The 12,853-nt window shown below is 63.4% G+C and carries 12 protein-coding genes; 3 read left to right on the top strand and 9 right to left on the bottom strand.

The window, feature by feature from the left end:
* Positions 1 to 94: 94 nt before the first annotated feature.
* Entirely contained in the window at positions 95 to 985 is an 891-nt protein-coding gene (locus P3T21_RS12525; RefSeq protein ID WP_429256241.1) for a LysR family transcriptional regulator, read from the top strand.
* 89 nt (positions 986 to 1,074) lie between these two features.
* Here the strand turns inward: P3T21_RS12525 and P3T21_RS12520 are convergent, their stop codons facing one another.
* The 3 genes from P3T21_RS12520 to P3T21_RS12510 all read right to left on the bottom strand — a co-directional run bounded on the left by P3T21_RS12520 (position 1,075) and on the right by P3T21_RS12510 (position 3,986).
* On the bottom strand, positions 1,075 to 1,398 hold the full coding sequence (locus P3T21_RS12520; RefSeq protein ID WP_429256240.1) for a hypothetical protein: 324 nt from the start codon (positions 1,396 to 1,398) through the stop codon (positions 1,075 to 1,077).
* The gene (locus P3T21_RS12515) at positions 1,395 to 2,696 is read right to left on the bottom strand and encodes a CHASE2 domain-containing protein (RefSeq protein WP_429256239.1); all 1,302 of its coding nucleotides are present in this window, start codon (positions 2,694 to 2,696) and stop codon (positions 1,395 to 1,397) included. The genes P3T21_RS12520 and P3T21_RS12515 overlap by 4 nt, the downstream gene beginning before the upstream one ends.
* 129 nt (positions 2,697 to 2,825) lie before the next feature.
* Entirely contained in the window at positions 2,826 to 3,986 is a 1,161-nt protein-coding gene (locus P3T21_RS12510) for a Rieske 2Fe-2S domain-containing protein (protein ID WP_429256238.1), read from the bottom strand.
* Positions 3,987 to 4,288: 302 nt separating this feature from the next.
* Here P3T21_RS12510 and P3T21_RS12505 point away from each other — a divergent pair, with 302 nt between their 5' ends.
* Positions 4,289 to 4,927, top strand: a complete 639-nt coding sequence (locus P3T21_RS12505) for a LysE family translocator (RefSeq protein WP_429256237.1) — start codon at positions 4,289 to 4,291, stop codon at positions 4,925 to 4,927.
* Between the two features lie 54 nt (positions 4,928 to 4,981).
* Here P3T21_RS12505 and P3T21_RS12500 read toward each other — a convergent pair whose 3' ends face one another.
* The 4 genes from P3T21_RS12500 to P3T21_RS12485 form a co-directional block, all read right to left on the bottom strand.
* On the bottom strand, positions 4,982 to 5,422 hold the full coding sequence (locus tag P3T21_RS12500; protein ID WP_429256236.1) for a VOC family protein: 441 nt from the start codon (positions 5,420 to 5,422) through the stop codon (positions 4,982 to 4,984).
* Between the two features lie 106 nt (positions 5,423 to 5,528).
* Positions 5,529 to 6,212 carry a glutathione S-transferase family protein gene (locus tag P3T21_RS12495; protein ID WP_429256235.1) on the bottom strand — a complete coding sequence of 228 codons (684 nt, stop codon included), beginning with the start codon at positions 6,210 to 6,212 and terminating at the stop codon, positions 5,529 to 5,531.
* 154 nt (positions 6,213 to 6,366) lie between these two features.
* Complete coding sequence (locus P3T21_RS12490; protein ID WP_429256234.1) at positions 6,367 to 7,368, bottom strand: glutathione S-transferase family protein; 1,002 nt, start codon at positions 7,366 to 7,368, stop codon at positions 6,367 to 6,369.
* Between the two features lie 73 nt (positions 7,369 to 7,441).
* Positions 7,442 to 8,383 carry an alpha/beta fold hydrolase gene (locus P3T21_RS12485; protein WP_429256233.1) on the bottom strand — a complete coding sequence of 314 codons (942 nt, stop codon included), beginning with the start codon at positions 8,381 to 8,383 and terminating at the stop codon, positions 7,442 to 7,444.
* 128 nt (positions 8,384 to 8,511) lie between these two features.
* Between P3T21_RS12485 and P3T21_RS12480 the strand changes: the two genes are divergently transcribed.
* Positions 8,512 to 9,429, top strand: a complete 918-nt coding sequence (locus P3T21_RS12480) for a LysR family transcriptional regulator (protein ID WP_429256232.1) — start codon at positions 8,512 to 8,514, stop codon at positions 9,427 to 9,429.
* Positions 9,430 to 9,590: 161 nt separating this feature from the next.
* Here the strand turns inward: P3T21_RS12480 and P3T21_RS12475 are convergent, their stop codons facing one another.
* A complete protein-coding gene (locus tag P3T21_RS12475) occupies positions 9,591 to 10,277 on the bottom strand; it encodes a Fe2+-dependent dioxygenase (RefSeq protein ID WP_429256231.1) in 687 nt (228 codons plus the stop codon).
* A gap of 93 nt (positions 10,278 to 10,370) precedes the next feature.
* On the bottom strand, positions 10,371 to 12,614 hold the full coding sequence (locus tag P3T21_RS12470; RefSeq protein WP_429256230.1) for a TonB-dependent receptor: 2,244 nt from the start codon (positions 12,612 to 12,614) through the stop codon (positions 10,371 to 10,373).
* Positions 12,615 to 12,853: the final 239 nt, after the last annotated feature.

The following is a 12,853-nucleotide window of genomic DNA, read 5'->3' as shown; positions in this document are numbered from 1 at the left end:
GAAGCTATTCTAGGTCAATCTACGGGGCTATAATCACATCGAAAAGTGACAGTTCGTCCTGTTTGAGTGGACGATCAACCTCAGGCACTCACCAATGCAACTGGATGATCTGAAGATCTTCGTGGCCACCGTCGACGCCCAGAATTTCACGGCGGCGGCCCGCAAGCTGTCGCTGTCGAAGCAGTTCGTCAGCCGGCGCGTGATGGCGCTCGAAGCGGAACTGGGCGTGCGGCTGCTGGTGCGCAATACGCGCAAGCTGGCGATCACGGATCTGGGTCGTGAACTCTACGAGCGTGCGCGCCGCATCCTGACCGAAGTCGAAGAAGCCGCTCAGGCGATGTCGTCGCAACAGGCCGAGCCGCGTGGCCTGTTGCGCGTCAGTGCGCCGATGTCGTTCGGCATGACGCATCTGTCGCCGCTCGTCACGCAGTTTCTGAAGCGCAACGACGCGGTGCGTTTCGAGGTCGTGCTGAGCGACCGCTCGGTGGATGTGATTGGCGAAGGCTTCGATATGGCGATCCGCATCGGCATGCTGGCCGATTCGACGCTGATCGCGCAGAAGATCGCCGATCTGCGCGTGGTGGCGTGTTGCAGCCCGGGTTATCGCCGGCGGCGCGGCGAGCCGTCGAGTCCGTCACAGCTGGAAAAGCACGAGTGCCTGCTGTACGGGCACCAGCGGCCGGTGATGTGGGAATTCGTGACCGGCGGCGCGCGTAAATCGTTTGAAGTGGCCGGGCGGCTGCACGTGAACAACGGCGAACTCGTGCGCGATGCGGCCGTCGCCGGTCTCGGCATCGCGTGGCTGCCGGAGTTCATCGTCGCGGATGCGTTGCGCGCCGGGACGCTCGTCACCGTGCTGGACGACTTCGAGCCGTCGCCGTTCGGCTTGTTCGCGGTGTATCCGCAGCATCGGCAGGGTTCGGGGACGATTCGTGCGTTTACGTCGTTCCTGCGCGAGGCGCTGGCGGGCAAGGCTGGGATGTGACGCGGGTTGCTGCGGCGCTGTCACACCGCGCGATCGCGTAAAACGCATTGAATCCGGGGCGGGTAGCCGGCGCGCCCGGCTTTCCGCGCTTACTGCATGGTCTTTTCCTTGTCCTTGGGCGCGACGGCCTTCCCGGCCTTCTTTGCGTTCTTTTGTCTGGCCGCGTCTACCTTGGTGTCGGAAGCCGCGAGGACCGGGTTGGTGTACTCCGCCGTCGCTACCTGGTTGTGCGTCGATCCATATCCGTTCGACGCCTGGCCGCCCGGCTTGTCGCCGTTTTCATCGTCCTCGCTGGGCGGCGGTGGACGCGCGGTCACGGTGCCGGCGTGTGCGTCGCCAGCCACAAACAAGGTCGCCATTGCCACCTGCAACAGGCTGGCCGCCAGTGCTGCGAAGGTCCAGTGCGCTTTCATTTCGCCTCCTTCGGTGTTTCGACGACCGCAGGCGGTGTTTTGACGACAGCAGCCTGTCGGTGCGCTTCTTCGGTCTCGAGTTCCGCGAGCCGTTCGCGCATCGTCGAGTGTTCGTCGTAGAGCCAGTGGAGGAACAGCAGCACGACGACCACCGTACATTCGAAGAATACGCCCGCATTCTGCGCGGCCACATACTGAAGCGCGATCAGGACCAACGTGGCCACGCCGAAAATTGTCCAGCGGACCCGGGGCTTTTCGAGCGCGAACGCGAACCCGACCAGCACGACGAGCAGCACGTCAGCAGCGAGATTGACCCACTCGGGCACGCGGTGCGCGAAGCGGCTGTCGAGCAGGGCTGCGACGTAGTTGAGGTGCAGCAGCACGCCCGGCGTCATGCCGAGCGGCGACCGGTGCAGGTCCACCATATCGCCGCGGCCAAACGCATACGCATGCCAGCCCGCGCCAATCAGGATCGTCTGGCCGTGGATGTGGTTCTCCAGGTCGTCGTCGCTCATTCGTGAGATCGCGTCTGACATCAGGACGCTATCGGCGCTTCTGAACTCGGCGTCCGTCATGAATGTGCCGTATGGAAAACTGTCCGAATCGCGCAAGGCGTCGGCGCGCTGCGCGTTGCGCGCCCGCACGATGGCCATCGTGAACGACTCGGCCGATCCGCCGTCGCGTAAGTGGGCGCGGATCGGCACCTGGCGCGTATCGTCGGGCAGATTGAGATAGCCGCGCGTGATGTTCTTCGTCACGAACGGTTGCCCGTCGAGCACGCCCGATTCGAGGACGCACGGTTTGCTGCTGCAGTTCAGCGTCGTGGGAAGCACGATGTGGCAGCCGGATGTTGCGGCCTTATTGACGTCGTCGACGAAGGTGGCGGTTTCGCTGCGGTAGTCGCTGTGATCGCCCACGCTGCCGTCCACCACGGGCGAACGCATGTCGAAGTCGATCGCCACCACGTTGGCGTGCGCGCGGCACAGCCGGGTAATGAGGTCGCCGAGGTAGTCGCGTTTAATCGGCGAGCGGCGGGCGAGCCGGGGATTCTTCCAGAAATCCTCATCGGAAATGAGGACGACGGCGGAATCGGCGGGAAGCGGCGCCCGGGCAGTCCACCGGCTGACGACCTGGTACGCCCACATCCGGAGCCTGAGCAGATCGTCGGGACTGTTCTTCGTCCAGTACGCGTTGAGCGCGATGCCCAACGCGCCGATGACAGCCACGCGAATCCAGTAGCCGCGCTTCTTCCTCGCGAGCTGCGCCTTGACGTTCGAGAGCCAGGTCGGCGTGGGCATCGCGGACCCTCCGGTTTGCGACTCACGACTGAGGCGGGACGACGCGCACGGGTTGCCCGGCCGGTTTTGTCCGTGGAATCAGGTCAATCGCGGCGGTCTGCCATGTATGAGACCGCCGTCGTGTTTCACTCAGCTCGACATCCGCGTTAGCGGCTGCCACAAATCAGCTTTCTTCTGGAGGCTTTCGCCGCGCGGCGTCAGTTCAGACGCGCCGCATTCGCGCAGCAGATCGCGCAGATCGTTGATGACCGGAAACACTTCATGATTCCAGTCGGCGCCCTGTTTATCGTGCGCGGCCTGTTCGGCTTCGACGATCTCACGGTCTTCCTTAAAGATGCGCTCGGTGAACCACACCAGCAGCGGCCACGCCAGATCGAGCGCGCCCGGAATACCCGGTTTCTTGATCGACAGCAGTCCGAAGGTGCGATTCGTCCGCTGTTCAGCGTCGACCGGCACGTAGATGATCCAGAGATTCATCACGAGTGTCTGGTCGGAGGTGCGGATCTGTAGCGTCTGATACGGATATTCCGTACGGATCGTCATCACGTCCTTGTCGTTCTGGCCGCCGCCGTTGCGGTTCTGACCAAACACAAGCGCCTCGCCGACCGGCTGCTTGCCTTCCATCCGCGCAAACGTGTAATCGACTTCGACCCAGCCTTCGCCGCGACGGCGCCCGAGCGAGCGGGCGCGCATCTGGCCCATCTGCCTGCGGTGCAGGAACTGATGGTTCATGTCCATCAGGTTCTCGTGCATGAACGAGTAGTGACACTTGACCTCGCGGCCAAAACGACGCGTCTTGTACGCCTTGTCCGCGACCGAGGCGAGAGGCGGTAAGGGCTTGTCTTCCGCAAGAGCGGGATCGCCGGGGAACACAAAGATCAGACCTTCGACCTCGCGGCACGGATACGCACGCACGCCGTTCGGGAGCCGCTCACGGCCCAGATACGGGACATCGATGCAGCGGCCGGAGCAGTCGTAGGTCCAGCCGTGATAGCAGCAGCGGATCGATTCGCCATCGACGACGCCCTGATGCAGCGGTACCTGGCGATGCGCGCAGCGGTCTTCAAGCGCGAACACGGAGCCTGATTCTGTGCGCACCAGCACGATCGGCTCGCCGGAGAAACGTACGCCGTGCGCCTTACCGCGCTTGACTTCCCGCGACCAGGCGAGCGGATACCAGTTATCCGGGTTAATGGGCACACGGCGCAGATCGCGCATGGGCGCCCCTGCGGGTGCGCCGGAAGCGCCCTCGTCAAGGGTGCTGCTATCCAGCGTGGGAACTGCATGCATGGGCGACGCCTCCTCGCGACTGAACTGGATCTTGGTGTTTCACTATGAGTTGGATGAACATCGCCGGTCAGTCTACTAGAACCAAAGTCCATGCGCAGGGTTTGCGGAACCGGGTTTGCACGCAGTTGACCGGCCGGGCGGGTGCGCATTGTGGCGTCTCGTGGAGCGCGAGCGCCTGAAAAGCGCCCTCTCGCGGCTACTTTCGATGCCGGACGTCGGCCCGCGGCGATCTGCCGTTCCGCGCACACGGGGCGGCGCCACGTCCTACAATGGCCGTCATCTTCTTTGAGGGAGGCTCGACCATGAATCCATCCGCCGCGATTGCCGCCATCCTTGCCGCACTGCTGATCGGCGCGATGAGCCCCGGCCCCAGCTTTTTGATTGTCGCGCGCAGTGCGATCGGTCTGTCGCGGCGCGACGGCCTCGCCACGGCGCTGGGCATGGGCGTTGGCGGCGTATTCTTCAGCGGTATCGCGCTGGTCGGGCTGTACACCGTGCTGGCCGCCGTCGGCTGGCTTTACCTGGGCCTGAAGGTAGCGGGCGGCCTGTATCTGATCTGGATCGCGTCGAAAATCTGGCGCGGTGCATCCTCCCCGTTCACCGTCGACCCGACAGCCGGCACCGGGCGTCAGAATGCACGGAAGTCGTTCTGGATCGGCCTCAGCACCCAGCTGAGCAACCCGAAGACGGCGATCTACTACGGCAGTATCTTCGCCGCCCTGCTCCCGCATCATCCGCCGCTGTGGTGTTATTTCCTGTTGCCGCCCGCTGTGTTCGCGATCGAAGCCGGCTGGTACACGGTCGTCGCGCTGGGTTTTTCGAGCCGTCGTCCGCGCGAGCTTTATATCGGCGCGAAGGCATGGGTCGACCGGATTGCGGCGGGCGCGATCGCCGCGCTTGGTCTGCGGCTGATCTGGACGGCGCATAAAACCGGCATCTGATTGTGTGCTGCCGCTGATCGACTGGCAGCTTTAAAGGCGTCGGCCCTCTGGCCGTTATTGCGCCGGGCCGAAGATGTTGATCATGTTGCCTTCCGGGTCGCGGATCATCGTCGAGCGAAGGTGTTCGGAAAGCTGCTGGTCGGCCCACACGATTTCGACGTTGTGCTGTACGAGCGCGGCGGTCGTCGCGGTCAGATCTTCCGTTTCCAGAACCAGCGCTTTCCAGCCGGGCACGTTCAGATGATCGGGCGGCGCGGTGCGGTCGACCGGACGACGCATTTCCCCCGCGCGGGACACCAGTTCGATACGCATGCCGCCGGCTTCCACCATCGCATACGCGGCGTTGACGGCGTCGAACCGGCCCCGCTCGCTGACCACGAAGCCCAGCACCGTTTCGTACCACGCGATCATCGCGTTCAGGTCGCGCACGGCCAGCGCGAAGTTATGGAGCCGCAAACCGCCGACCGGCGCGGGACGGGGTTGATTCGTTGACATCACAGGCTCCCTGGGACGAATACGACGCTTCGTCCGGCGCTATTGGTTGAAGGGGCTGAAGGCCGGCGTATTGCCGGCCTTTATTTGTTGACGTCAACTGTTCCGCTTACGCTGCGGCTTCTTCGTTCTGCGGGAACAGCGCGCGACGTGTTTCTTCGTCGAACTCTGCCTTCAGTGTCAGCTTTTCCTTCAACGCCTGCGCGCGGGCAGCCGCCGGACGCGCCGAGATTTCGTCGACCACGCGCTTCACGTTCGGATAATCCGTCAGGCCTTTTTCGCCAAGGATGTAGCCGGCGAAGTTCGCCCAGCCCCACAGCGCCATGTCGGCGATCGAGTATTCGTCGCCGGCGAGGTACTTCGACTGTGCGAGGCGATCGTCGAGCACGCGGTAGTGACGCTCGACTTCCTTCAGATAACGGTTACGTGCGTAGGGCAGCGCTTCCGGCGCGTGATGCAGGAAGTGGACAGCCTGACCCGAGAACGGCGACAGGCCGGTCGCGACGAACTGCAGCCACGACAGCATCTGCGCGTGTTCCTTCGCCGTCGAAGGCACGAAACGGCCGTGTTTCGCGCCGAGGTACAGCAGGATCGCGTGCGAGTCGAACACGACGACGCCGTCGTCGTCGATCGCGGGCACTTTCGCGTTCGGGTTGATCTTCAGGAATTCGGGCTTGTGCTGCTCGCCCTTGAAGGTATCGACGGCGATGAGTTCGAACGGCGTCTGCAGCTCTTCGAGCAGCAGCGCGGCTTTCATCGGATTCGGCGACGGGTGGAAGTAAAACTTCAGCATGATGTTTCCTTGATGAATGAAAGACGAAAGGACGAGGCTGGCCACGACCATGCGGCGAACCGCGTGGTCGAAGGTCGTTGAGTCGGGAACGGCGCGCGCCTCACTCGCACCGGGATGACCGGAACCGCTTCGGCCAGATCAGACCGGCACGGGATCAGGCGACCGGCGGCGCGTGATCCGAGAGCCGTGCACGATCGTGCGGCGCGGTGAAATCCTGCACCGGACCGAGCGGCACAATGCCGGTCGGATTCACGGAAGGATGGCTCTCGTAGTAATGCCGCTTGATGTGCTCGACATTCACCGTCCCCGCGACGCCCGGCAACTGGTAGATGTCGCGCGTGAAGGCGGACAGATTCGGGTAATCGGCGATCCGGCGCAGGTTGCACTTGAAGTGGCCGACATACACCGCGTCGAAGCGGATCAGCGTCGTGAAGAGACGGATGTCGGCTTCGGTAACATGGTCGCCGGTCAGGAAGCGGCGCGTGGCGAGCTTGCCTTCGAGCCAGTCGAGCGTGTCGAAGAGCGGCACGACGGCTTCTTCGTAGGCCTGCTGCGTCGTCGCGAAACCGGCCTTGTAGACGCCGTTGTTGACCGTGTCGTAGACACGCGAATTGATCGCGTCGATCTCTTCGCGCAGTGCGGCGGGATAAAAGTCGCCCGCTTTCGCTCCGATGCCTCCGAACGCCGAATTCAGCATCCGGATGATTTCCGACGACTCGTTATTGACGATCGTCGCCTGTTTCCTGTCCCACAGAATCGGCACGGTGACGCGACCGGTGTAGCGCGAATCAGCGGCCGTATAGACCTGGTGCAGCAAACCGGCACGGTTGACCGGGTCGGGCACCACGCCCGGACCGTCGGCGAACGTCCAGCCGTTTTCGAGCATCAGCCAGTTGACGACCGACACGCTGATCATGTCTTCCAGCCCTTTGAGCGCGCGCAGGATAAGCGTGCGGTGCGCCCACGGGCAGGCAAGGCTCACGTACAGGTGGTAGCGGCCCGCTTCCGCCCTGAAGCCGCCGACGCCGCTCGGGCCCGCCGATCCATCGGCGGTCACCCAGTTGCGGAACGCCGCGTCCTTGCGCATGAACCGGCCACCGGTCGACTTCGTGTCGTACCACCGGTCCTGCCACTGACCGTTCACGAGAAGTCCCATTTCGCTGCTCCTTGAGTTGTCCTTCAGTTGCCAGCCGGCAACCCGCTTGCATGATCCTGCCAGCCGTCGTCGCTTACTTCGGCGACGGCGTGTTGATGAACTGGACGATGTCCGCAATCGTCTGCTCGGGCGCTTCTTCCATCAGCCAGTGTCCGGAACCCTTGACGATCACGCCCTGCACGTTGGCGTCGACGAGGCGCGCCTGATTGATCAGGAAGTTGCCCGACGCCTTTTCGCCGGCCAGCACCAGCATGGGCATCGTCAACGGCGTCTGTGCGAAGTTCGCGAAATCTTCAGCGTCCTGCGGGAAAGCGTGGAAGTACTCGAAACCGGCGGCCATCCGGCCCGGCCGCGCGTAATTCGCGGCATAGCGACGACGATCCGCTTCCGCTACCGAATGCGACGGATCGGCCGCGAAGTCGTTCCAGAAGTGCTCGAAGTACGTCCGTTCACGACCTTTCACCAGCGCGAGCGGCGTCGGGCCGTAGAAGTTGAAATGCCACTTGTCGCGCAGCAGCCAGACCTTCTGCCAGTCGCCGACGCCCGGCAGAAACGCATCCATCAGCGTGATGCTTTCGACTTCGTCCGGATACTGAGCCGCATAAGCGTACGCGACCATCAGGCCGATGTCGTGGCCGACGATCTTTACCTTGTGATAACCGAGCTGCTGGACCATTGCGTGGATGTCCTGCGCCATCGTCTTCTTGTCGTAACCGCTTTCCGGAATCGCCGACTGGCCGGCGCCCGGCAGGTCCGGCGCGAGCACGACGCGGCGGTCGTCGAGCTGTTTGATCAGCGGCAACCACATATGGCTCGACTCGGCATAGCCGTGCAGCAGCACGACCGGCGTTTCGTCGCCTTGTCCTGCGACGAGGTAGTGCAGCTCGATACCGTTCGCATTGATCGAACGATCCTGGACGACGGGATTCGTGGCGGCGTGCGACGCCGGCAGCATTGCGCCAGCGATCAGAAGGGCAGCGCCGACGTGCTTCGCGACTTTATTCAACAGGCTCATGACGGGTTTCTCCGGTGGAAGTCCAGCGATCGGGTCGAACGATCTTCTGGTGACGTGATGCCATGGTGGACTGGCGGACCGGTTTTGCCGTACGATTTTTCCGACGAACTCGTTCGATGGAGTTGAACATGTTGTCAGAAGACGAACTGTCTCTGCTGGAGGCGATCCGGGAAAGCGGCAGCCTGTCGCGCGCGGCGGCGCGGCTGGGCAAGGCGCCGTCGACGGTGTCGCACGCGGCGCGGCAACTGGAAACGCGCTTCGACGCGCTGCTGTTCGACCGTCGCCGTTACCGGCTGCAACTGACGCCGGCAGGTCATCTGCTGGCGGAGGAGGCGGCCCGGCTGATGCAGGACGTGTCGCGGATGACCCAGCGCGTGCGGCAGATCGCGAGCGGCTGGGAAGATCGTCTGTGGATCGTCACCGACGAAATCCTTGAATTCGAGTTCCTGATGCCGGTCGTGCACGCGTTCGACGAGCTGCAGTCAGGTGTCACGCTACGTATGACCGGCGAAGTGCTGTCCGGCACGTGGGAAGCGCTGCGCGATGGCCGCGCGGATCTGATCGTTGGCGCGACCAATGAGCCGCCGGCGATTCCGGGGCTGCGCTGGTTCGAACTTGGCTCGATGGAGTGGGTGTTCGCGGTGTCGCCGCGCCATCCGCTCGCAGCGGTCGAGGAGCCGCTCAGGCGTGAGCGGATCGTCGCGCATCGCGCCGTCGTGGTGGCGGATTCGTCGCGGATGACGGGCGGGCGTGCTTATGGTGTCGTCGGCGGTCAGCCGGCGCTTGCCGTGCCGAGCATGCGCGCGAAGATCCTCGCGCAGCGCGACGCGCTCGGTGTCGGCTGGTTGCCGCGGCATCGGGTTGCGTCGCTGTTGAAAAGCGGCGAGCTGGTGGAAAAGGTCACCGCCGATCCGCGTGAGCCGAATGTGCTGTATGTCGCGTGGCGTGGCGATCACGAAGGCCGTGCGCTGCAGTGGTGGCTCGACCAGTTGCGTCAGCCAAGGCTGGCGCAACGGCTCGTGCAGGGGATGGATATGTTTGCCTGATCCCACACCATCTTGCGATGCGCATACGAATGGGCTTTGTTATATCCCGCGCCGCGCTTCATCACGTCTGCCTTGCTGTGCTGCCCGCTCATCGCGGGCGCGGGCGTTTGCACGCTCTTGACGGGGAGCGTTGACGCGTCACCGCGACAAGGCAGACGCTTTTAAGTCTCGCTCCAGAGCCGGAGCAGGTTGTGATACACGCCGACGAGCGTGCGCTTCGCCGCTTCGTCACCGTTGGTCGCGTTGAGACGCTGGATCGCGTTGTCCATGTCGAACAGCAACGCGCGTTTCGTGTCGTCGCGCACGAGGCTCTGCGCCCAGAAGAAGCTCGACACCCGCGCGCCGCGCGTCACCGGCCGCACCTGATGCAGACTCGTGCCCGGATAAAGAATCGCGTGCCCCGCGGGCAGCTTCACTTCCTGCACGCCGAAGGTGTCTTCGATCAGCAGTTCGCCGCCATCGTATTCGTCGGGCGGCGTGAGAAAGAGCGTGATCGACAGATCGGTGCGCACGCGCGCGCCGTGACCCGGAACGAGACGGATCGCGCCATCGACATGGCTGCCGAAATGCATGCCGCCTTCGTAGCGGTTAAAGAGCGGCGGATACAGCTTGTTCGGCAGGCCTGCGCTGATAAAAACCGGATGCCGCTCCAGCGATGCGACGATGATCTCGCCCATTTCCTGCGCGATCGGCGAGCCTTCCGCGATCTGCTGGTTGCGCTTGACCGGCGCGCCCTGATAGCCCGCCGTCGCGCGGCCGTCGACCCATGAACTGCTGGCCGCTTCGAGCCGCGCGCGCATGGTGGCGGCGTCTTCGGGACTGAGAACGTCCGGGATCGTGACAATCATGGTTTGATACTTCCTGCGTCAGACCGCCCGCTTCTCCTGAAGAGAAACGGGCGGTGTTTCGTGAACCGTCGCCTGCCTGATCGAGTGCAACGATCAGAAGAAGCGATAGTTTACCGTGGCGAGGAATGTACGGCCGACACCCGGCACTGCACGCCCGCCATCGGACGGGATCAGCGCGTCGTAGTACTTCTTGTCCGTGAAGTTCAGCACGTTGAACTGCACGTCGTACTTCTTCGCGTGATACGCGGCCATTGCGTCCCAGCGCGTGTAGCCGCCGACCGACACGTAGTTGTTGTTCGCCGCATAGCGCGACGACGTGTACACCGGGCCGCCGCCGATCTGCCACTGCGGCGTGAAGTCGTACGTGGTCCACAGCGTGATCATGTTGCGCGGCGTGTTGGCGGGCGTCTTGCCGGCGGTGCCGTCGAGTGCCTTCAGCACGGTGCCGTCCATGTATGTGTAGCCGCCGAACACCTGCCACTTGTTCGTAATGTGACCGGCGAGACCGAGCTGATAGCCGCGCACGCGGATGTCGCCGTCGAGCTGGTAATTGCCGGTCGCATCCAGCGTGCGCGCATTCGTCTTCTCGATGCTAAAGAGCGATTGCGTCACTGACAGACCGCCGCCCAGCAGGTCCCACTTCGAGCCGACTTCATACGAGCGGTTCTTTTCCGGCGGCAGGTTCTGCTGTCCGTTGGTGAGCGTCAGCGCTTCGAGCGATGGATCGAACGACGTGCCGTACGACACGTAGTACGACTGCCAGTCGGTCGGCTGATAAATGATGCCGCCGCGCACGCTGGTGAAGAAGTTTGTCTGCGTCGCGTAGCCCGGCGCGTTGATCGAGTTGTTGATCGACGCTTCATAGCGATCCCAGCGCACGCCGCCTACGACCTTCCAGTGCTCGCCGATCGAGATCGTGTCGTTGGCGTAGAGGCCGATGCCGTTCGCGCTCGATTCGGCGAGGTTGGTCGCCACCGTCTTCACATTTGCCGGACGCGTGGTGTACGTCGGATCGACCAGCGGCACGATGGCGAGCGTGTTCGACGGCAGCCCCGGTGTGGTCGACGTGAAGGTCTGGTTGCTATACGTCTCGTGACTCAGGTCGACGCCTGTGATCACATCGTGCTTGAGAAAGCCGGTATTGAACTTCGCTTCGAGATCGGTCGTGTTGTACAGCGAGTGATCGTTGATGTTGCGATCTTTGCCCTGCAATTTCACGTAGAGCGACGAGAGCGGCAGCGACGTGTAATTGCCCTTCGTCAGCGCCGTCGAGGTCGCGAGCGGTCCGGTCAGCACGGACGCCGCGTTGGTCGCGCGCGCTTCGGTGCTGTAGTGGCTGAACTGCGTCTGGTTGCGCAGCGTCAGGTTCTCGTTGAAGCGATGCTGGATGCGCGCGGACAGCGTCTGCACGTCCTGGATCGTACGGTCGTCGGTGAAGCCGTAGAACGTGCCGCGGTTCACCGGCGCCGGATGACCGTTCAGCGACGGTACGCCGTAGTCGGGCTGGTCGCGGTTGTGCTGGATCAGCGCGGACAGTGTGATTTCGGTCGGCGTGCCGATGCCGAACTTCACCTCCGGCGCGACGCCGTAATCCTTGCTCTTCATGACGTCGCGGCTCGAGCCGAGATCCTGACCGAAGGCGTTGATACGGAAGGCGGCGGTGTCGGTAATCGGCTGGTTCAGGTCGACGGTCGTGCGATAACGGTCGTGCGTGCCGGCCTGCACCGACACGTCGGCGCGCTGCTTCAGCGTCGGCTGCTTGCTGACCTGGTTGATCACGCCGCCCGTCGAGCCGCGCCCGAAGTACAGCGACGAGGGACCGTACAGCACGTCGATCGATTCAAGGTTGAAGGTGTCGCGATAGTACTGGCCGCGATCACGGAAGCCGTCGAGGTAGATGTCCGTGCGCGCCGTGAAGCCGCGCAGGTTGATGTTGTTGCCGATCTGCCCGCCTTCGGCTGCGCCGAGCGTGACGCCCGGCACGTTGCGCAACGCGTCGCTGAACGATGTCGCGGCCTGCGATTGCAGCACCGCTTTCGGCACGACAACAACCGCCTGCGGAACGTCGCGCAGCGCGGTCGGCACCTTGGCGCCGACACTCGATTTTTCAGCCTGGAAGTCACTGCTGGTGTCGGCCTGGCCGGTCACCTTGACAGCGGGAAGCGTGTTGCTGGCAGCTGCGGGTTCTGCGGAACCGGCGGCCTGCGCGACCTTCGTGGTTTGCGTGGTTTGCGCCGGTTGAACAGCGGGCGCGGCCGGTTGTGTTGCGGTCTGGGCGTAGAGCGGCGCCGCGAAAACAGTCATGATGGCCGCGGCTAGCGGTGTCGTCCTGATCATCGTGCTTGATTCCCTGTCGTTGTTACGTTGTTTTTGTCGGTCTGGCCGGACGTAAAACGTCCTGCGTCGCCCGCTGCGCGTCATTTCGCGCGCGCGATTCAACCCCGCCAGACCGCTGTTCAGGGACCGGCTAATGTCGTTAAATGCGAATCATTATCATTTCATAAATGGTAACGATTCGCAACAAAGCCATGCGTTATGTGGGTATTTAGTAAGCGCGCTTACAACTGGGATCGGGA

This window comes from Paraburkholderia sp. GAS334, from assembly GCF_050436625.1.
Classification (GTDB): domain Bacteria; phylum Pseudomonadota; class Gammaproteobacteria; order Burkholderiales; family Burkholderiaceae; genus Paraburkholderia.
The sequence above is the reverse complement of the archived record's forward strand: the minus strand, read 5'-3'. Positions and strand labels throughout refer to the sequence as shown.